The following is a 17,847-nucleotide window of genomic DNA, read 5'->3' on the forward strand; positions in this document are numbered from 1 at the left end:
GGGAAAAGAATGAAGTATTCCACCAGGTTTAGCGATGCAATTCATATCGTAGTCTTTATTGCGGCGGGCGGCAGCGACGGGGACCTATCGAGTGCGGCGATTGCCAAGTCCCTAAATAAAAATCAGACCCAGGTCCGCCAAATTATGGCTCAGCTTAAGCGGCACCACATTTTGGACAGTGTCCCCGGCCACGTTTGTCCCCAGTTAGTTAAAGATCCCGCTGAATTAGATTTGGCGACCATTTACCAGGCCGTTGATGGCGGGGACTTATTGCACTTCAACAATGAAACTAATACGGAGTGCCGGATCGGGGAGGGGATGCCCGACGCGTTGGACCTAATTTTTGGCCAGGTCCAGCGAGCGGCGTTGGCTAAACTGGCCACTTATTCGATCCGAGACGTGCTTAACCAATTAGACCTTTCCTTGCTTAACTTCCCGCCGGAAAAACAAGAAACTCCAAACTAAGACCGGACAAATATTTAGATTTGCGCAAGTTAGAGGAGCACGTTATCTTGCGCAAATTCGCAGATTTGTCGGGTGTCCATCGGCCAGCTCGCCACCAAAGCAAAAGTAAAACCGGTCACTTCGCACTTAAGCGGAGTGGCCGGTTTTGCTTTGGTTTTCGTTACCCTAGTTGTTCGTTTAAGCTAATCATTTCCAGCAGCGATTGGGCAGTCATCGAACCCTCGTTGCCGACCTTTAAGCCGGCCCGTTGCATCGCCTGTTCGATCGTGTCGGTGGTCAAAATCCCGAAGGTCACCGGAATCGTGCCCTGAGCATTTAAGTTCATGATTGCGCTGGTGGTGGACTGGCAGATCAGGTCGTAGTGGTCGGTTTCGCCCTTGATCACGGCGCCCAAGGTCATCACCCCGGCGTAGCGGCCGCTGGCGACCAGTTTCTTGGCGGCAAAGGCGATTTCAAAGGCGCCTGGCACCCAGACGAGGTCAATTTGGTCGTCCTTGATCCCGAATTGCTTTAGGGTCCGGATCGCCCCGTCGGCTAGGTTGCGGGTGACGGATTCGTTGAATTTACCAACGACGATCGCGATCTTCTTGGTGGGGGTGGTGGTAAAGTTTCCTTCGAATTGGTTAGGCATGTTGTTCTTCCTCCGTGAGTTTGAGTAGGTGGTGCATCTTTTCTTGCTTGGTCTTGAGGTAGGCGCGGTCGTAGGCGGTCGCCGGCATTTCCAGCGGCACCCGGGCTGCGACCGTGATTCCGGCTTCTTCCAGTTGACTGATCTTATCGGGGTTGTTGGTCAGGAGTTTGATGGTTGAAACGTGGAGCGCCCTTAGGATGTGGCTAGCGGCCTCGTAGGTCCGTTCGTCGGCGGCAAAGCCCAGTTGGTGGTTGGCTTCCACGGTGTCGAAGCCTTCTTCTTGCAGGCGGTAGGCCCGTAGCTTGTTTGGCAAACCGATCCCGCGCCCTTCTTGGCGTAGGTAGATCAGGATCCCGGTGCCGGCCTGGTCGATGGCCTCCATGGCGGCGTGGAGTTGGGGCCCGCAGTCGCACCGCAGGGAGCCCAAGACGTCGCCGGTGAAGCACTCGGAGTGGACCCGGACCAACGGGGTAGTCGTGGTCGGGTCCCCCTTGATCAGGGCCAGGTTGCCGTCGTCAAAGTGGCGTAGGGTAAAGTCGCCGTACGCGCTGGGCAGGTGGACCGGCAGGACCGGTTGGCTGACCACCGAACGCCGGTACTCTTGCAGTTCTTTGACGGTCAGGATCGGCAACCGCAGTTCCTCAGCCATCTTCTCTAAGACCGGGCGCCGGGCCATGTGGCCGTCGGCGTCGAGAATTTCGCAGATGTAGCCGGCACCAGGCTCACCAGCCAACTCGGCCAGGTCGACGGCGGCTTCGGTGTGGCCGTTACGGGCCAAGATGCCGTTCTCCTTGGCGATCAGCGGGAAGATGTGGCCGGGGTAGTAAAAGTCGTCGTGGGTGCTGGTGGGGTCGGCCAGGGCCTTGATGGTGGCGGCCCGGTCATAGGCCGAGATTCCGGTGCTGGTCGACTTGTGGTCTAGGGAAACCGTAAAAGCGGTGTGGTAGGGCTCGGTGTTGTCTTGGACCATTAAATCCAGGCCCAGTTGCTTGGCGATCGCTTCGCTAACCGGGGCACAGAGCAGGCCGCGGGCGTGCTTGGTCATGAAGTTGACCGTCGCCGGGGTGACCTGGCTGGCGATTCCTAACAGGTCACCTTCTGCCTCGCGGTCTTCGTCGTCGGTCATGATGATCAGGCCCCCGTTTTTAAGGTGGGTAAGGGCCGCTTGAATCTTATGAACGTCCATTTGAAATGCCTCCTAACTGTGCGGCAACGTACTTGCCTAATACGTCGGTTTCTAAGTTGACTAGGTCGCCAACCCTAAGTTGATCCAGGTTGGTAACGGTCTGGGTGTGGGGGATCAGGCCGACCGAGAACCAGTCGTCTGCTTGCTTCATGACCGTCAAGCTGACCCCGTTGATCGCCACGCTCCCCTGGCTAATGACTTGACCCCGCAACTCTTCAGGGAGCTTAAAGGTCAATTCAATTGCGTTTTCGTTAACCTCCCGTTTGATGACCGGAGCCGTTTGGTCGACGTGGCCGGTGACGATGTGGCCCTCCAGCCGGTCGCCGATCTTTAGCGAGCGCTCCAAGTTGACCAGGGCACCAACTGGCAGGTCCTTGAAGGTGGTCAGGTTGTAAGTCTGCGGCATCAGGGTGACGGTTAGGCGGCCGGGTTGTTCGGTCTCGACCGTCAGGCAGGTTCCGTTGACAGCTAACGACGCCCCAACTTCCATTCCCTCTTGCAGGGCGGGGTCGAGGTCGATCGTTAGGCGGATGGTGTGGTCGGTTTGCTCAATCTGGGTGAGCTTGCCCGTTCCGTTTACTAAGCCAGAGAACATTACTCGTCATTCCTTTCGTCAATCCGGATGTCATCACCGAGTTGGGTGACGGTGCGGTGGGTAAAAGCGGTGCCGACCGGGAACTGGGCCCCGGCCAGGCCTTGGTCGCCGATGATTTGGGGGTCCAGGTAGGTGATTAACTGGTTGACCGGGACCGCTTGAAATAGTTCGGTCAAAACCGCGGGACCGCCCTCCACGTAGAGGCTTTGCAACTCGGCTTCTTTAAAGTAGTCAAGTAACTCCGGCCAGTCGCCGTTTTGCAACAGTTTAACGGTCACGTGAGCGGGCCAGTCGACTTTCGTGGCGGCCCGGTTGGTGGTGACTAACCAGGTTGGGGCGGAAGCATCGGTGAAGACAAAGCGGTCCTGGTAATCGAGCAGGCGCCCCGCCCGGTCCAAGATTACCCGGACCGGGGGGAAGAGTTGCGGCGTCTCGCACAGCAGGCGTGGGTCGTCGGCAAGCACGGTGCCGGCGCCGACCACGATCGCGTGGTAGTCAGCGCGTTCCTGGTGGACCAGCCGGCGGGCGGCCTGGTTAGTGATCGCCGTCGCTTGCCCCGGGGCGGCTGCAACCTTGCCATCCAAGGAGAGGGCCTGCTTGGCCGTGATCCAGGGCCGCTGCTGGCGGTAAAAGTAGAAGTAGTGGCGGTTGAGGGCCTCGGCTTGGTCCTTTAAGAGCCCGACCTCCACATCAATTCCGGCCGCCTTTAGCTGGGCGATTCCCTTGCCACCAACGACTTGGTGGGGGTCAATCGTGGCGACAACCACCCGGGCAAAGTGGCTGTCAATTAACAACTGGCTACACGGAGGCTGCTTGCCGTAGTGAAAGCAGGGCTCCAGGGTGACGTAAATCGTGGCCCCGGCCAGCTGTTCGTTAGAAAGCTTACTGATGGCGTCGCGCTCGGCGTGGGCCTGACCATACTGGTGGTGGTAGCCCGTCGCCAGCAGCTGGCCGTCTTTGACTATCACGGCGCCGACCTGGGGGTTCTTCCAGGTGGCGCTCCCGCCCTTGGCCGCTTCAGCGAGCGCCAGTTGCATGAACTGTTCGTCTGAACTCAAGGTAATGACTTCCTTTCATAGGTGAGTGGGAACCAACCTCCTCGGCCCGCCGAGGAGGTTGCCATTCCCATTTCCCCGGGAAATTTAAAAGGGGCCCCGGAAAAATTCCGGGACCCCTGGTTGAAAGCGTGTTCAAAAAGGTGGCAGGGGACTTCCCCCTGCCTTTTCTTCTCCCATCCAGACTTTCACTGTCGGTACCAGAATCGCACTGGTTCAGCCGCAAATTTGCGGGTCACGGACTTCAAGCATTGCTTGTCACCGTCGGTCGGGATTTTCACCCTGCCCCGAAGAAATTATTTATTTAATTGACTACATTATGCTGGGAAACGGTTCACTTGTAAAGGATTTTTTGGTAAGGGCTTTTCTGAAAACGAGCGGCGCCCTTAGAAATAACCGCTCCTGCTACCAACTAAATTAAGTTCGCCTTGGTCAGCCACTGCTTCGCCTGGCGCTGGTTGCTCAACACAGTGCCGGGGATGATCGTCACCTGGTGGTGGGTTTGATCAACGACGCGTTGGATATATCTTTGACTGCGCTGATAACCGGAGCCCCCCGAGGTGGCAAAGGTGGCCAGCGTTTTGCCATCTAAAGGAAGTTGGTCAATGGCGTTAGCAATCAAACGGGGCGGAATTCCCCACCAAATTGGGTGGCCGATGATGATCGTGTCGTATTGATCAAGGGCCGGAAAGTCGTTGACGCAGGCGACGTGCCCCTGGTGTTCGTGTTGCTCAATTGAGGTCCGTGACTGAGGGGCATGCCAGTCCAGGTCCGCTTGGGTGTATGGGTCTTGGGCCTTGATTTCGTGAAGGTCGGCCCCGGTTAAGTTGGCAATCGTTTGGGCCATCCGTTTGGTGGTGCCTGATGCTGAAAAGTACAAGACGAGCGTAGTTGCCATTAAAATCCCTCATAATATTTAACTATTTTAATTATATTACAATTAAAAAGGTTCTTCTAACTACTTGGCTGACCCTTTGCTAGGTAGGTAGACGGTGAAGGTGGTATGGTCAGCAGGATTCGAAACCACGGTGATGTGTCCCTGATGGAGAGCAATAATTCGGCTGGCAATGGCGAGGCCAAGCCCAAGCCTGCCGACGTTGGAACGATTATCGGCTTGGTAAAATTTTTCAAACAGATGGTCCTGGTCAGTGGGTGAGATCAGGGGACCGTCGTTGTTAACGGACACGGCTATCTGATCGTCGTGGCGCTCGATTTTAATCGTTAGGTGCCCCCCGTCTGGTGTGAATTTGATGGCATTATTGATTAGGTTGACCCAGACCTGGTTCAACAGGTCAGCGTTCCCAAATGCGGTTGCCGGAGCAAGCGTTAGGTCAACGTTAAGCTTGTGTTCTTTTAATTGGGGCCACAGGAGGATGACAGTCTGACGAACTTGCTCAGTTAGGTCAAACGAAGTCTGGTTGTTTAAAATGGTTTGACTCTCTAACGTGGTTAGGGTCAGTACGTTGGTAGACAGGTTCGTTAAACGATGGGCCTCCTTACTAATCAAAGCCAGGTAGGCTTGCCGCTCTTTTTTTGGTAGCTCCCGTTCTTGCATTAGGTCGGCAAACCCCTGGATTGAGGCGATCGGGGTGCGAAATTCGTGGGAGAACTGGTTGATAAAGTCGTCGCGCAAAGTGGCGGTTTTAGCGAGTTGGTCAGTCATTTGGTTGAAGTTCTGGTAGCTGGCTGACAGGGGACCACTCTTTTGCTCATCGAGGTGGGTAGCAAAATTTCCGGCGGCCACTTGGTCAATACCCTTTGTTAAGTAGGTGATTTTTTTGTTGAGCCAAGAAAAGGTTAGGGCTAAGACCACCGTTAAGATAACCACGGTGGGGCCCAGGGCCAGCACTGGGTTAAGCGGGTCGAAATTGCGGGCCAGGTGGGGAAAGGTCAGCATTAAAGCAAAGTCAAAGGCCAGGGTTCCCATCACGATCAAAAAAGCGATCAAAACAACTAGCCAGGTGAGGACCCGGGTAAAGGGATTTTTAGTCATGACAAATTTCTCCCTTGTAGCCGAGGCCACGGATGGTGGTGATTTTCACGTCGTTACTATCCTTAAGTAACTTGCGAACCTTTGAGACGTGGGTTTTGACGGTGTCTTCCGTTGAGTCCGAATCAATTCCCCAGATCTGGTCGAGTAACTGGGCCTGGGTGAAAATTTTATTGGGGTAGGAAAGCAAGGTGAAGAGAAGCAAAAACTCCTTTTTGGCTAGGGTGGTGAAGTGGCCATTGATGGTCAAAGTAAAATTCTCTTCGTTAAGAATGGTCTGACCGATTGTAATCTGGCGGGCACTGTTAATCTTAGCCCGGCGCAAAAGGGCGGCCACCCGGAGCTTGAGTTCGGCTAGGTCAACGGGTTTGGTGAGGTAATCGTCGGCCCCACTAGTGAAGCCGGTGGTTTTATCGGTGATTGTGGTTTTGGCCGTCAGCATCAAAACGGGTTGTTCAAACCCGGCGGCCCGCATTTCCTTAACCATTGTGAAGCCGTCCATGGTGGGCATCATCACGTCGGCAATTAAGGGGTCGACACCCCCTTGGTAAAGCGCCACTAGGGCCCTGCTAGGACCGATGTTTTAGGGGATGCTGGTACCAGCCTTGAGCGCCATTTTCATTATCATTGTCGGCAACAAGCTGCTGGCCGGCCAGGTTGACCGGGGCTCGATGGCCTACCTGTTGACGGCGCCGGTTCGCCGGCTAACGGTCACGCTGACCCAAACGCTGTACTTTATTGGCGCGTTGGTGGTGACCTTTGGCTCGATGACGGTGACCAGTTTGTTGGTCAACCATTACGCAGAAGCGGGGTTTGCAAAGAAAATTTTGGTTGAATTAAACTTCGGCGCCCTGGCAATTGCCTTTGCCTTTGCGGAAATCATGTTTTTAGCCTCGGGGGTGTTTAACCTCTCTAAGCTATCTCTGGGGACCGGAGGGGTCTTAATTTTAGCTTTCATCTTGTTAGCCGTGATTGCTTCTTTTGCCAACTACGGGGTCAGTGGGTTGGATGACGTTCAACACCTGACGATTGTATCGCTGTTTGATTACAAAGACGTTATGGCCCAAGGAGATGCTTGGCAAGGAAAACTGGCGATTTTAGGCGGGCTAGGTGCCGTTTGCTTTGCGGGGGGCAACCTCGCCTTTAACCAAAAGGATTTACCGCTATAAAAATTAAAAACGGCTGCTGGACTGTTGGTCCGGCGGCCGTTTTGTGATCAGGAAATTCCAAAAAACTGGCTCTACACTAAATCCTGTTGATGGGCTACCATGATGGTAATTTATTGACAGGATATTTAGCTTTGTGGGTGACGAATTTACAATTGAAGTGCAACAAGTAAGAAGAAAATAAAAAAGAACTCATAGCCTGAGTCCTGTAAAATGAAGTCACCACAACAAACATCTAAAGGAGATCTTAGGCTATGAGTTCGTACAACCATCTTACCTTAAAAGACCGAGAATGCATACTATTAGGCGTCACTTTGAAGGACACCTATCAAGTTATTGCGCAGAGGGTTGGGTGTTCTAAAGCCACCGTATCGCGCGAGATCAAACGCAATGGCGGTCGTAAGGCTTACTCAGCCGTCAAGGCCCAAGAGAACTATCAGGGACGTCGACTAAAAAGCCGACGTCCTAGGCTTCTAACTAACTTGAAGTTACGGGATTTTATCCTTCACTGTATTGTTCAACGTCAGTGGTCCCCGGAACAGATTTCAGGTCGTTTAGCCCACGAAAACAGCGAATGGCGTATCAGTTATAACACCATTTATCGTGGGATTGAACGCGATAATTTAGGCATCAAACGTAAGAGTCACGGGGCTCGTGGCTTTGCCCGTAAGCTCCGTCACCGTGGTAAAACCCGAAAGGTCAAGGGAACCATTAAGGAACGTCGAGGACGATTTAACGACGTCCCTTCCGTTCATGAACGCCCGGTTTCATGTGAGAATCGAAGCCGGTTTGGTCATTGGGAAGGTGATACAATTCGCGGTAAAACCGGGCGTTCAGCCCTGGTAACCTTAGTGGACCGTAAATCTCGGTATTTATTATCTCAGCGCGTTCTCAAAGTAAACGCCAAGAACGTCACACAAGCGATGATTGACCTCCTGCATACCGTAACGCCTAAACGCGTTCGGACGCTTACGCCGGACCGTGGAACTGAATTCGCAGGATACCGTGAAGTTAGCCAAGAACTAAGCATTCCAGTCTATTTTCCCGATCCCCATGCGCCCCAACAACGGGGAACCAATGAGAATACCAACGGGCTTATCCGTGAGTATTTCCCCAAAGGAACCGACCTAGACCAACTAACTGATCAAGATATCGACAAGTTTGTCAGGGATTTAAATCACCGACCACGTAAGGTCTTAGGCTGGAAGAGTCCATTTGAAGTTTTCTTCGGGACAAAGTTGCGCTTGATTTGACAATTCGTCGGTACAAAAAAAGGGTACCTTAAAGGCACCCGAACCGGTTCGTTGGCTAGAAAAGCACCAACTGCACACGGTGTGTTTGTACTGTCCTCGTATTGTACCACTTTATAAAGGCTTTCCCCTTCTCTATCTAAAAATAAGTAGTATACTAGAACGGTTAAGAATTCGGCCAGCAATATTTAAAATGAGGAGCGATTTTTTTGGATAAGCGGATTTACATTGATAACGCCGGCACCACCAAGATGGCCCCGGAGGTCATTGAAACGATGACCGAAGCGCTGGAGACGACTTGGGGGAACGCCTCGACGACCAACTACTACGGGCGTCAGGCTAAACAGATGCTGGAAGATTCACGCCACCTCCTGGCCCGGTCGATTAACGCCCAGTTCGACGATGAAATTGTGATCACCAGTGGCGGCACCGAAAGTGATAACACGGTCGTCAAGCAGGTGGCCAAGGCCCGCCAAAGTGAGGGGCGCCACATTATTACGACCGCCTTTGAACACGAGGCGATCTTGCGGCCCCTAGAAGACTTGGAACAAGAGGGCTTTGAGGTAACCTACCTGCCCGTCGACGAGCGGGGCCAGATTAGCTTAGCCGACTTGAAGGCCGCCTTGCGCGAGGACACGATTCTAGTCACGATCATGACCGTCAACAATGAGGTCGGCAGCCACTTGCCAATCCACGAAATTGGCCAAATTGTCGCCGATTCCAACGCCTGGTTCCACACCGACGCCGTTCAAGCATACGGGACCTTGCCGTTGGACGTCCAAACGGACCAGATCGACTTGATGTCGGTATCCGGCCACAAGCTCAACGGCCCAAAGATGGTTGGTTTCTTGTACCGGCGCCGCGGGATCGTCTTCCCGTCCTTTGTGCGCGGCGGCGACCAGGAGTTAAAGCGCCGGGCCGGGACCGAAAACGTACCAGCGGTGGCCGGCTTTGCCCGGGCTGTCGAACTGCACCAAGAGAAGATGGCCGAGCACCGCGCAACCTACGTGGCCCTAAAGCACCAGCTGGTGGATGGGTTAAAAGACGCTGGGATCGACTTTGAAGTCAACGGGAGTTTGGATGAAGGCGCAGCGCCCCAAGTTTTATCGCTGTGGTTTAAGGGGGTGCCTAACGACGCCCTCTTAACCAACCTCGACTTGGAAGGGATCATCGGGGCCGCCGGGTCGGCTTGCACGTCCGGGTCCCTGGATCCTTCCCACGTGTTAGTGGCGATGTTTGGCGCCGAGAGTCCGCGGGTTTGGGAAACCCTCCGCTTCTCCTTTGGCATTTACAACACGCCGGCAGAAGTCGACGCCTTGGTGGCCGTCTTGGCCAAGTATGTCCCCTTATTAAAGGACAAGACCGATCGCGGTCAACGTTAAATTAAAAATAAATTAAAGACACGCTTGTTTTTCTCATTTGGGTTTGCTAACCTAGGTTTACGAGATGAGGACGCAAGCTTTCACCCCGGTGGGCAGATTCGTTCTGGCACCGGGGTTTTTTGATGGGGGGATGCGCCATGCAGCGACAAGAAAAGATTGAACTACTAAAAAGTCTGATCCGGATTGATTCGGACGACGGCAACGAATTGGCCGTCGCCGAATTACTGGCCACTGTTTTAATAAATATTGGCCGGAATCCCGTGACTTTAGTCATGGGATGGATAGGCTTCTACTTACGTCCTTTAGGGCGTTTTTTTATTTCATTGTACTTTTGATTATTGATATATTGCTCAACGACCTCCTTGCTCATATTCCCTAAAGTACTCATGTAATAGCTAGGGGACCAGAGGTGGCCACCCCAATACTGCGACTGGCGGATTTCCGGGTGTCGCTTGAGGAAAATGAAGGCACTGCGTCCCTTGAGGGCTTTGATAGCGCTAGTTGGTGCTTTACTAGGTGGAAAACTAATCAACACATGGACGTGGTCAGGCATTACTTCCATGTGCTCAATCACGATTTCGTTATCTGCCGCAACCGTTGTAAGGATTTCTTTCATTTCATTCACTAACGCTTCACTAGTAAAAGTTGGATTACGATACTTGGTTACCCAAATCAAATGGTAGTGAAAGTTATAAATATAACGCCGTGTATAAATGGCATCTTCGATTTTGTCCTTCGGCATGATTGCCACGCTCCTTAATTATTATTGCCATTGACATGTGGTATAATAACACTATATCAGTGAAGGAGGTGAAAATAAATGAAGTCAATGGCGCAGATGAAATATCATTACGGACTCAAGGTGCGGATTTATCCAAGCGACAGGCAAAAGAAAATTATCAAGATCAATAGTGATGCTAGTCGATTCATCTATAACGAAATGGTCGCTATTAACAAGGAACTTTGGCGGCTAAAACAGGTTAAACTCCCGATTGATACCATTCAGAACCGGATTGAGCAACTGGAGCTTCGCCAAAGCGCTAAACAAATGTCTAATCATTTCCAGTTCTTAGAAGATAAAAGGATCGATAGCTTGACTAAAGCCAATGCCATTCAAAACTACCATAAAGCTTGGAATGCTTTTCGCAAAGTTCATACCGCAGGTGTGCCTAAGTTTCACCGGAAAAGTTACGTTTGGCGTTATCAAACTAACTGCCAGTATTTGAAACAGAAGGCAGCATACTTAACTAACGGAACTGTACATTTTGAAGATAGTAAGCATGTTATAGTGCCTAAATTAGGTCGGCTCCGTGTTAAAGGTTCCCATCAACGAGTCTTAGCTCGCAGTGCTGAAACCCGTATTGGAACGGTAACCATCGTAAAGGACGCTAGCGGTCGTTTCTTTCTCTCAATGCAGTTAGCGTCGGATACTCCCTTTGTCAATTGGCCGCAAAATACAGGCAAGCAGATTGGGATTGATCTTAATACTGAAAACTTCTTAACTACTAGTAATGGCGATACTGTGGCTAATCCACGCTATTACCGCATAATTAAGGGTCGCTTAGCCAAAGCACAGCGCATCTTATCGCGACGGGCTCGTCGGGCCAAACAAGAACATCGACCATTACGGACTAGTAAGAACTACCAAAAGCAACGCTTGTTGGTGGCTAAATTACACGCCCAAGTCTTTGAACGTCGACGTGACTTTCTCCACAATGTCTCGACTACACTAATCAAGAACCACGATTTCGTAGCCGCAGAGGAATTGCGGAGTAAAAATATGCTGAAGAATCATGCTTTAGCGATGAGTATTGCGGACGTAGGTTGGCGGACTTTCTTAGGAATGTTGGCTTATAAAGCAGAACTCTACCATCGCCAATTCCTTACGGTGAATCCTAAGAATACTACGCAGGCTTGCCATGAATGTGGTTTTGTGATGGGCACAGCAGGGACCGAAAAACTCACACTTGCAGACCGAGAATGGACATGCCCAAAGTGCCATGCTCACCACGTTCGTGACCATAACGCTGCGCAGAATATTCTAACTAAAGGAATTATTAAATTAGCCTAATTTGGCTCGTCCCTATGGCAACCTGGGGACGCTAAAGGCATTGGTAATTGCCGTGTAAGACGAAACGGTTCGTAGAACTGTTCGCAGTGGTGTATCTATGCAAATTGTGATTCAAACACTCATCAGAAGGGTGCTTGCTCACAAGCCACTGACTTTAGTCAGTGGTGGTTGACGCTACCGCTTACGAAATAAAGCCCCGGTGTGATTACGGAAGTCACACCGGGGCTTTTCTGTTGCGATTAGTGGTGAATTAAGTGCCATAAATGAAGGGCGGTGCCGTTTTCAACCAAAATCAGGATCCCTAAGCCAAGGTAGATCACCCCGGCTAACAGGGTCCCGTAGCGGTCCAGGAGTGCCCGGACGGCCGGTAGGTGGGTGATGATGGTGGCCAAGAGGCAAAAGACGGCGACCATGACGGCAAAGGTAACTAGCACGATTACCAGTTCGGGGGAGGTGCGGGTGGCGAAGTAGGGGATGTAGACCCCCAGGTTGTCGGCACCACAGGAGGCGACCGTGATGAAGGTGACGGTCAAAAAGAGGTGGTTGGCGGAAACCCGGTTGGCGGGGGTGGCCATGCTTTCTTGGTGGGTCAACAGGTGGCACCCAATGGCTAAGGGGACCAGGCCCAAGAAGCCGAGTAACCACTGGTCAGGGGCCCGGCGTAAAATCAAAGCGGCGACCAGGGCGAGCCCGACTAAAATGCTGGTGCCGGCGTAGTCAGCGCAGATGATCGCTAGCCGCTGGCGGGGCGTCCGGTAGCGGTGAAACAAGATTAACAGCACCATTAGGTAGTCCATCCCGGTCGAGATGAAGGTGAGGATGCTAGTAATGACCGTTGCCATGGCGGTCACCTAAAAGATGGCCAGGCCAATGAAGAAGAGCAGCGGCACTAAGAGGGCCGGCAGCATGTCGATGCTCTTAAACTCGCGGATCTTGAGCAAGGAAAAGGAGGCCGCCACGATCAAGAGGCCGCCGACGATCGACATTTCGGTGATCAAAGCCGGCGAGAAAAAGGAGGCCGACAAAAACTTGGCGACCAAGTAGATGGCGGTAAACCAGATGAAGAGCACCGGTACTTCGAGGATCATCCCCAGCCCAAAGCCGGCCCCAAAGACGATCGCGCAGACCAGGGTCAGCATGGCGTTGGTGTACAAGAAGGTTTGGTTGCCAGTGGTGGCGGCGTTAACCGGCCCGAGGATCGCCAGGGCGCCGATGCAATCCAGGAAACTGGCGGTCGCCACCGCTTCCCCTAGTGCGGTGTGGAAGGCCCGGTCGATCCAAGCGTTGGCCCGGTCGTCGAGCTTGAGCCAGGTCCCGACCGGCAGCCCGATCGCTAGCGAAATGATAAACAGGACCGGGTAGTGGCTCTTGGGCAGGTTGGCGACGACGGTTTGCGCCCCGACCCCGAGGGCGGCCAGCCCTAAAGCGGTCCAGAAGGTGGCCACGTACTTGTCGGTCAGCACCTTTTTAAAGACCCAGCCGATCACGGTCCCGACGATTATTGCGGCGACGTTGGCCCAAATTCCAATCATAATTCATTCCTCGTTTCTAATGTTCTAACTTGTCCATTATACATGGATTGACCGGGCTTTGCTTAATGGTCGCAACGCCCTGACCAATTGGGGTGGTGGTGAGCAAGTTGGCGGGCAAAACTAACTAAACGTGGTAACCTTAGGGGCAAGGACAAGCAGAAAGGATCTGATCAGATGACGGCAGAACTTAAGACGGCGACCTTTGCCGGCGGGTGTTTTTGGTGCATGGTCCAACCCTTTGACACCTACCCGGGAATCGAAAGGGTCGTGTCCGGCTACACCGGCGGCCACGTGGCTAACCCGACCTACGAGCAGGTCTGCGCCGGGGGAACTGGGCACACCGAGGCGGTCCAAATTACCTACGACCCCAGTAAGGTTTCCTACGCCGATTTGGTAGAGATTTATTGGCAACAGACCGACCCGACCGACGCCTTTGGCCAGTTCCAGGACCGCGGCGACAACTACCGGCCGGTGATTTATTACCAAACCGAAGAAGAAAAGGGGATCGCCGAAGCTTCGAAGCAAAAACTCCAGGACAGCGGGCGCTTTGACCAACCGATCGTCACCACGATTGAACCGGCCCAACCATTCTATCCGGCCGAAGAATACCACCAGGACTTCTATAAAAAGGATCCCTTCCGGATGATGATCGAAGAAGCCGGCGGCCGCCAGAAGTTTATCGATCAGCACTGGAAAGGAGTGAGTGGCAAATAACCTCCTCGGCAGGTCGTATTGACTAAGCTAGGACGAATGGTTGATGCGGTACGCATCGTTCTTCGTCCGTACTTAGACACTAGACCTGCGGTTATTTGCCACGTTATCTGTCTAATATTCGGGAAAACAACGAGCAGCTGGGTAAAGCAGAATTTTCCCAGTCTCGATTGTTAGCCATCCATAACTTATTAAATTTCAGCTTGACAGGTTAGGCTGGGTTCAGTATGATACCTTTAAAATCAAATTAAAGAAAAGTTAGAAAGATGAGTAAACCGGGAGGGGTGCCCAGAGAGTCAGCGCTTGGTGAAAGCTGAACTCCCTGAACGGTTGAAGATGGTCTTTGTGCAATGCCGGGGTGAGCCAGTGGTGAGCCCCGACCGGGTTAACGCCCGTTATCACCGTTACGGCTTGTTGGAGCCGGTTGAGGGTCCCCGCGGGGACCGAAAATGGGTGGTAACACGTTGATCAACGTCCCATGAGGTAGTAATGCCTCATGGGACGTTTTCTTTTGGACTTTTCGAGGAGGATATCTTATGCAAAAACGTTATCGCAAATGGTTGTGGCTAGTCTTAGCCCTGTTAGTCGTGCTCGGGGGGATTGGCGGCTTAGTGCACCAGCGCCTGGCCAGCACTAGTCACAAGACGGTCAAGGTTGGCCTGGTGGGGACCGACTCACTGCCGGTTTGGAAGAACGTGGCCAGCCGGTTGAAAAAAGACGGAATCACCCTTAAGTTTGTGATCTTTAACGACTACGTCCAACCAGACGTCGCCCTAAAGGATGGCAAGATCGATCTGCACTCCTGCCTGACCCGCTACTACTTTGAGTCCTACAACAAGAAGGAAAACGCTCACCTGGTATCGATTGGGAACACCGTGATCTCACCGCTGGGCCTGTACTCCAAGAATTACAAGTCGATTAAGGACTTACCAGACGGGGCGACGATTGCGATTCCAAACGAGCCAACCACCCTCGGGCGCGGGCTCAACCTCTTGCAATCGGCGGGCTTAATCAAGGTCAAAAAAGACAGCGGCATCAAGCCGTCGTTAAACGACATCACTTCCAACCCGCATAACTTTAAGTTTAAAGAGGTCGACCCAGCCACGGCGGCCCGGGCTTTGGATTCGGTCGACGCTTCGATCATCAACGGGAACTACGCCGAAGCGGCTAACCTAACCCCGAAGAAGGATGCGATTTACCTGGAACCGGTCAACAAGTCAACCAAGCCGTACGTTAACATCATCGCGACCCAGGAAAAGAACAAGGATAACGCCACCTACAAGAAGATCGTGGCGGCCTACCAAACCGAGGCCACTAAGAAGGTCATCGATAAGACTTACAAGGGTTCGCAAATCGCGGCCTGGCCACAATTCGGTAAGAACTAAGGAGGAAGAAACATGGCGAGTGAAACAGCAATTTTTGCCGGCGGGTGTTTTTGGTGCATGGTCCAACCCTTCGACACCTACCCGGGAATTAAAAAGGTCGAATCGGGCTACACCGGCGGCCACGTGGTTAACCCCACTTACGAGCAGGTTAAGGCCGGGGGAACCGGGCACACCGAGGCGGTCCGGATCACCTTTGACCCCAGCGTGGTTTCTTATGCGGACCTGGTGGAAATCTACTGGCAACAAACCGACCCGACCGACGCCTTTGGCCAGTTCCAAGACCGCGGCGATAACTACCGGCCGGTGATCTTCGTCAAGGATGAAGAACAGCGCGCCATCGCCCAGGCCTCCAAGGATGCCCTAGCCAACAGCGGCCGCTTCACTGACCCGATCGTGACCACGATTGAAGACGCAAAGCCCTTCTACGTGGCCGAGAATTACCACCAGGACTTTTACAAGAAGGACCCGGAACGGATGAAGCTAGAGAAGGCTGGTGGGCGTAAGCAGTTTATTGAGGATAATTGGAAAAAGTGAGTGCGACCCAACCATAAAGCAGGCTGTGGGGTAAGGATAGGGCACGGGTTAGCGCCCTCGACGGTGTTCTGTGGCCAGACTTAGCCACTAGGCCTACGGCTGGGGAGTACGTTATGGGTGAGTGCGACCAACCTTCTCGACGGGTGGTATGTAAGTTCAATATCTAGAAAGTAGAAAGTAGCCCGCTATTCGGATGACGACTGGTGGGCTGTTTTTGGGGCTCTTACACCTATCGAACTTAACCTTCCAAAGCGTCGACGCCACCATGCAACAAGTCTTTTACGCCCTTATCTTAGGGCTCGCCTTATCCTTCATTCGCATTCTGACCAACGGGTTATGGGTCGGGATCTTGCTTCACTCCTTGATCGACTTTCAGCCGACGATTGCGACCGGGGGCTCCGCGGCCACTAACTGGGGGTCCTTGCTACTGATCTTCTTGCCGCTGTTTGTGATCAGTTTGCTCTGGCTGTGGTTTGCTGATCGGTTATTGCTCAAAAAGAAGGGTGAGACACCGTTTTCATAAAAAAGCGCCCGGAAGAAAAACGAACAGAAAGCGGAAAATGATCCATTTTCGTTCCGGTTCAATGTTATAATGTAGCCACTAGAAAGGAATGGTGATTGAGGTGTCAAGTCAAGAATGGTTTCAAAAGATTGCCCACTTGCTCGAACTGGTAGCGTTAGTGGCCGTCGGGCTCCTGGGGTTGGCGTTGATCGTCCAACTGGGGATGGAATTGTTGGCGGTCGTCAAGTTGGCGCTCGCCCCGGTTTCCGACCCCGGCTTTTACGACTTCTTGAACGAAGTAACCTCCTTTTTCATCATCTTCGAGTTCATCGTGATGGTGATCGAAGCCCTGCGCAACCACGGCCACATCTCAATTACGATGCTGATGGGGCTGGGGTTAACCGCCCTCTTGCGGCACCTCTTGGCCGCTAGCAACTCCAACGGCATCGAAACGATGGTCGAAGTGGTGGCGATTGTCTTGCTGACGGTGGGACTGGCGATTTACCGCCGCTTTGTCCACGATCCAGACGAAAATTTTGAGAAGAGAATTTGATCCGGAGGCTTAATATGACACAATACGTTCAAGCTTTAACCATCGCCGGGCACGATTCCGACGGCAGTGCCGGGATGCCGGCCGACCTGCACGCATTCTTTATCGACGGGGTTTACGGCCAAGGGCTGCTGACCGCCGCCGTGTCGGGGAATTCCTACGGGATCACCCAGCAACAAATCATGCCGACCAGCTTCATTAAGGAACAGTTTAAGGTCCTCGCCGACGACTTTGCCATCAAGGCGGCCAAGACCGGGATGTTAGCCAACGATGACGTGATCAACGCCGTCGCCGATTCTTATGACGAAGCTAAGTTCGGCCCGCTGGTGGTCGACCCGGTCATCATTACCAAGCACGGGGTGATGCTCCTGGAACAATCGGCCTACGAGCTCTTCCGCGAGCGGATTATCCCGCTGGCCACCGTCATCACGCCCAACTTCTACGAGGCCCAAAAGCTGACCGAGTTGGAATTAAAGGATGACGATCAGGTCCAAGAAGCGGCCGCCAAGCTCCACGCCCTGGGCGCCAAGAACGTCGTCATTAAGGGCCAACACATCGAGGGGCAAACGACCCCGGTCCGTGACTTCGTGTCACTAGCGGACGGCAAGACCTTCTGGCTGGAAGAAGAGTACGTACCCACCGACCGGGTCAACGGGACCGGCGACACCTTCTCGGCGATTATCGCCGCCGAACTGGCCAAGGGACACTCGGTTGAAGCCGGGGTGCGCCTGGCCAAGAAGGTCGTCCACGAGGCGATCGCCAACGAAATTGAGGTCGGCCACCAGTTTGGCCCGATCAACCACTGGGCCGGTCAAGAAGCGGCCAACTAACCAAAGCTAATG

At 53.1% G+C, this 17,847-nt stretch carries 21 protein-coding genes and 1 riboswitch; of the genes, 11 read left to right on the forward strand and 10 right to left on the reverse strand.

What is annotated here, in order from left to right; translation table 11 throughout:
* Nucleotides 1-9: 9 nt before the first annotated feature.
* Nucleotides 10-465 carry an RrF2 family transcriptional regulator gene (locus FG166_RS04215; RefSeq protein WP_003681856.1) on the forward strand — a complete coding sequence of 152 codons (456 nt, stop codon included), beginning with the start codon at nt 10-12 and terminating at the stop codon, nt 463-465.
* A 160-nt stretch (nt 466-625) separates the two neighbouring features.
* Here FG166_RS04215 and ribH read toward each other — a convergent pair whose 3' ends face one another.
* The 7 genes from ribH to FG166_RS04250 all read right to left on the reverse strand — a co-directional run bounded on the left by ribH (nt 626) and on the right by FG166_RS04250 (nt 6,481).
* A complete protein-coding gene (gene ribH / locus FG166_RS04220; protein WP_003681855.1) occupies nt 626-1,096 on the reverse strand; it encodes a 6,7-dimethyl-8-ribityllumazine synthase in 471 nt (156 codons plus the stop codon).
* A complete protein-coding gene (gene ribA / locus FG166_RS04225; RefSeq protein ID WP_003681854.1) occupies nt 1,089-2,282 on the reverse strand; it encodes a GTP cyclohydrolase II in 1,194 nt (397 codons plus the stop codon). The genes ribH and ribA overlap by 8 nt, the downstream gene beginning before the upstream one ends.
* The gene (locus tag FG166_RS04230; protein WP_003681853.1) at nt 2,269-2,877 is read right to left on the reverse strand and encodes a riboflavin synthase; all 609 of its coding nucleotides are present in this window, start codon (nt 2,875-2,877) and stop codon (nt 2,269-2,271) included. The genes ribA and FG166_RS04230 overlap by 14 nt, the downstream gene beginning before the upstream one ends.
* Complete coding sequence (gene ribD / locus FG166_RS04235) at nt 2,877-3,935, reverse strand: bifunctional diaminohydroxyphosphoribosylaminopyrimidine deaminase/5-amino-6-(5-phosphoribosylamino)uracil reductase RibD (protein WP_080543046.1); 1,059 nt, start codon at nt 3,933-3,935, stop codon at nt 2,877-2,879. The genes FG166_RS04230 and ribD overlap by 1 nt, the downstream gene beginning before the upstream one ends.
* A 161-nt stretch (nt 3,936-4,096) precedes the next feature.
* A riboswitch (FMN riboswitch) is annotated at nt 4,097-4,231 on the reverse strand.
* Nucleotides 4,232-4,344: 113 nt separating this feature from the next.
* Nucleotides 4,345-4,830 (reverse strand): flavodoxin, encoded by a 486-nt coding sequence (locus FG166_RS04240; RefSeq protein WP_003681851.1) that lies wholly within the window; start codon nt 4,828-4,830, stop codon nt 4,345-4,347.
* Nucleotides 4,831-4,890: 60 nt separating this feature from the next.
* A complete protein-coding gene (locus FG166_RS04245; protein WP_003681850.1) occupies nt 4,891-5,925 on the reverse strand; it encodes a HAMP domain-containing sensor histidine kinase in 1,035 nt (344 codons plus the stop codon).
* Nucleotides 5,918-6,481, reverse strand: a complete 564-nt coding sequence (locus FG166_RS04250) for a response regulator transcription factor (protein WP_003681848.1) — start codon at nt 6,479-6,481, stop codon at nt 5,918-5,920. Before FG166_RS04250 ends, FG166_RS04245 begins: the two co-directional genes overlap by 8 nt.
* A 31-nt stretch (nt 6,482-6,512) precedes the next feature.
* Here FG166_RS04250 and FG166_RS04255 point away from each other — a divergent pair, with 31 nt between their 5' ends.
* The 3 genes from FG166_RS04255 (at nt 6,513) to FG166_RS04265 (ending at nt 9,720) form a co-directional block, all read left to right on the forward strand.
* Nucleotides 6,513-7,091 (forward strand): hypothetical protein, encoded by a 579-nt coding sequence (locus FG166_RS04255; protein ID WP_003681846.1) that lies wholly within the window; start codon nt 6,513-6,515, stop codon nt 7,089-7,091.
* Nucleotides 7,092-7,342: 251 nt separating this feature from the next.
* Nucleotides 7,343-8,341, forward strand: coding sequence for an IS30 family transposase (locus FG166_RS04260; RefSeq protein WP_014562466.1), 999 nt, complete (start codon nt 7,343-7,345; stop codon nt 8,339-8,341).
* A 206-nt stretch (nt 8,342-8,547) separates the two neighbouring features.
* On the forward strand, nt 8,548-9,720 hold the full coding sequence (locus tag FG166_RS04265; protein ID WP_003681842.1) for a cysteine desulfurase family protein: 1,173 nt from the start codon (nt 8,548-8,550) through the stop codon (nt 9,718-9,720).
* A 289-nt stretch (nt 9,721-10,009) separates the two neighbouring features.
* Here the strand turns inward: FG166_RS04265 and tnpA are convergent, their stop codons facing one another.
* Nucleotides 10,010-10,462: an IS200/IS605 family transposase gene (tnpA, locus tag FG166_RS04270; RefSeq protein WP_041812577.1), complete on the reverse strand. Its 453-nt coding sequence runs from the start codon at nt 10,460-10,462 to the stop codon at nt 10,010-10,012.
* A 78-nt stretch (nt 10,463-10,540) separates the two neighbouring features.
* On the opposite strand from tnpA, the gene FG166_RS04275 reads away from it, so the two are divergent.
* On the forward strand, nt 10,541-11,791 hold the full coding sequence (locus FG166_RS04275; RefSeq protein WP_003684310.1) for an RNA-guided endonuclease InsQ/TnpB family protein: 1,251 nt from the start codon (nt 10,541-10,543) through the stop codon (nt 11,789-11,791).
* Between the two features lie 239 nt (nt 11,792-12,030).
* Here FG166_RS04275 and FG166_RS04280 read toward each other — a convergent pair whose 3' ends face one another.
* Both FG166_RS04280 and FG166_RS04285 read right to left on the reverse strand, forming a co-directional pair.
* Entirely contained in the window at nt 12,031-12,633 is a 603-nt protein-coding gene (locus FG166_RS04280) for a cadmium resistance transporter (protein WP_240839916.1), read from the reverse strand.
* 9 nt (nt 12,634-12,642) lie between these two features.
* The gene (locus FG166_RS04285; protein ID WP_003681835.1) at nt 12,643-13,323 is read right to left on the reverse strand and encodes a DUF554 domain-containing protein; all 681 of its coding nucleotides are present in this window, start codon (nt 13,321-13,323) and stop codon (nt 12,643-12,645) included.
* 174 nt (nt 13,324-13,497) lie between these two features.
* Between FG166_RS04285 and msrA (FG166_RS04290) the strand changes: the two genes are divergently transcribed.
* The 6 genes from msrA (FG166_RS04290) (at nt 13,498) to thiD (ending at nt 17,835) form a co-directional block, all read left to right on the forward strand.
* Nucleotides 13,498-14,037, forward strand: coding sequence for a peptide-methionine (S)-S-oxide reductase MsrA (gene msrA, locus FG166_RS04290; protein ID WP_003681833.1), 540 nt, complete (start codon nt 13,498-13,500; stop codon nt 14,035-14,037).
* 533 nt (nt 14,038-14,570) lie between these two features.
* Nucleotides 14,571-15,419 carry a MetQ/NlpA family ABC transporter substrate-binding protein gene (locus FG166_RS04295; RefSeq protein ID WP_003681830.1) on the forward strand — a complete coding sequence of 283 codons (849 nt, stop codon included), beginning with the start codon at nt 14,571-14,573 and terminating at the stop codon, nt 15,417-15,419.
* A gap of 12 nt (nt 15,420-15,431) precedes the next feature.
* Nucleotides 15,432-15,953 (forward strand): peptide-methionine (S)-S-oxide reductase MsrA, encoded by a 522-nt coding sequence (gene msrA, locus FG166_RS04300; protein WP_003681828.1) that lies wholly within the window; start codon nt 15,432-15,434, stop codon nt 15,951-15,953.
* A 193-nt stretch (nt 15,954-16,146) separates the two neighbouring features.
* Nucleotides 16,147-16,476, forward strand: coding sequence for a CPBP family glutamic-type intramembrane protease (locus tag FG166_RS04305; protein WP_003681825.1), 330 nt, complete (start codon nt 16,147-16,149; stop codon nt 16,474-16,476).
* A gap of 100 nt (nt 16,477-16,576) precedes the next feature.
* Entirely contained in the window at nt 16,577-17,008 is a 432-nt protein-coding gene (gene psiE, locus FG166_RS04310) for a phosphate-starvation-inducible protein PsiE (RefSeq protein WP_237048772.1), read from the forward strand.
* Nucleotides 17,009-17,022: 14 nt separating this feature from the next.
* A complete protein-coding gene (gene thiD, locus FG166_RS04315) occupies nt 17,023-17,835 on the forward strand; it encodes a bifunctional hydroxymethylpyrimidine kinase/phosphomethylpyrimidine kinase (RefSeq protein ID WP_003681822.1) in 813 nt (270 codons plus the stop codon).
* The last annotated feature ends 12 nt before the right edge of the window (nt 17,836-17,847 follow it).

The sequence above is a fragment of the Limosilactobacillus fermentum genome, assembly GCF_013394085.1.
Lineage (GTDB): Bacteria > Bacillota > Bacilli > Lactobacillales > Lactobacillaceae > Limosilactobacillus > Limosilactobacillus fermentum.

Bases quoted from the DNA above. Each gene is read 5' to 3' on its own strand.
- tnpA (WP_041812577.1), bottom strand. From the start codon at position 10,462: ATGCCGAAGGACAAAATCGAAGATGCCATTTATACACGGCGTTATATT.
- msrA (WP_003681833.1), top strand. From the start codon at position 13,498: ATGACGGCAGAACTTAAGACGGCGACCTTTGCCGGCGGGTGTTTTTGG.
- FG166_RS04295 (WP_003681830.1), top strand. From the start codon at position 14,571: ATGCAAAAACGTTATCGCAAATGGTTGTGGCTAGTCTTAGCCCTGTTA.
- FG166_RS04240 (WP_003681851.1), bottom strand. From the start codon at position 4,830: ATGGCAACTACGCTCGTCTTGTACTTTTCAGCATCAGGCACCACCAAA.
- ribA (WP_003681854.1), bottom strand. From the start codon at position 2,282: ATGGACGTTCATAAGATTCAAGCGGCCCTTACCCACCTTAAAAACGGG.
- ribH (WP_003681855.1), bottom strand. From the start codon at position 1,096: ATGCCTAACCAATTCGAAGGAAACTTTACCACCACCCCCACCAAGAAG.
- FG166_RS04285 (WP_003681835.1), bottom strand. From the start codon at position 13,323: ATGATTGGAATTTGGGCCAACGTCGCCGCAATAATCGTCGGGACCGTG.
- FG166_RS04305 (WP_003681825.1), top strand. From the start codon at position 16,147: ATGACGACTGGTGGGCTGTTTTTGGGGCTCTTACACCTATCGAACTTA.
- FG166_RS04275 (WP_003684310.1), top strand. From the start codon at position 10,541: ATGAAGTCAATGGCGCAGATGAAATATCATTACGGACTCAAGGTGCGG.
- FG166_RS04260 (WP_014562466.1), top strand. From the start codon at position 7,343: ATGAGTTCGTACAACCATCTTACCTTAAAAGACCGAGAATGCATACTA.
- FG166_RS04255 (WP_003681846.1), top strand. From the start codon at position 6,513: ATGCTGGTACCAGCCTTGAGCGCCATTTTCATTATCATTGTCGGCAAC.
- FG166_RS04280 (WP_240839916.1), bottom strand. From the start codon at position 12,633: ATGGCAACGGTCATTACTAGCATCCTCACCTTCATCTCGACCGGGATG.
- FG166_RS04245 (WP_003681850.1), bottom strand. From the start codon at position 5,925: ATGACTAAAAATCCCTTTACCCGGGTCCTCACCTGGCTAGTTGTTTTG.
- msrA (WP_003681828.1), top strand. From the start codon at position 15,432: ATGGCGAGTGAAACAGCAATTTTTGCCGGCGGGTGTTTTTGGTGCATG.
- FG166_RS04230 (WP_003681853.1), bottom strand. From the start codon at position 2,877: ATGTTCTCTGGCTTAGTAAACGGAACGGGCAAGCTCACCCAGATTGAG.
- thiD (WP_003681822.1), top strand. From the start codon at position 17,023: ATGACACAATACGTTCAAGCTTTAACCATCGCCGGGCACGATTCCGAC.
- FG166_RS04215 (WP_003681856.1), top strand. From the start codon at position 10: ATGAAGTATTCCACCAGGTTTAGCGATGCAATTCATATCGTAGTCTTT.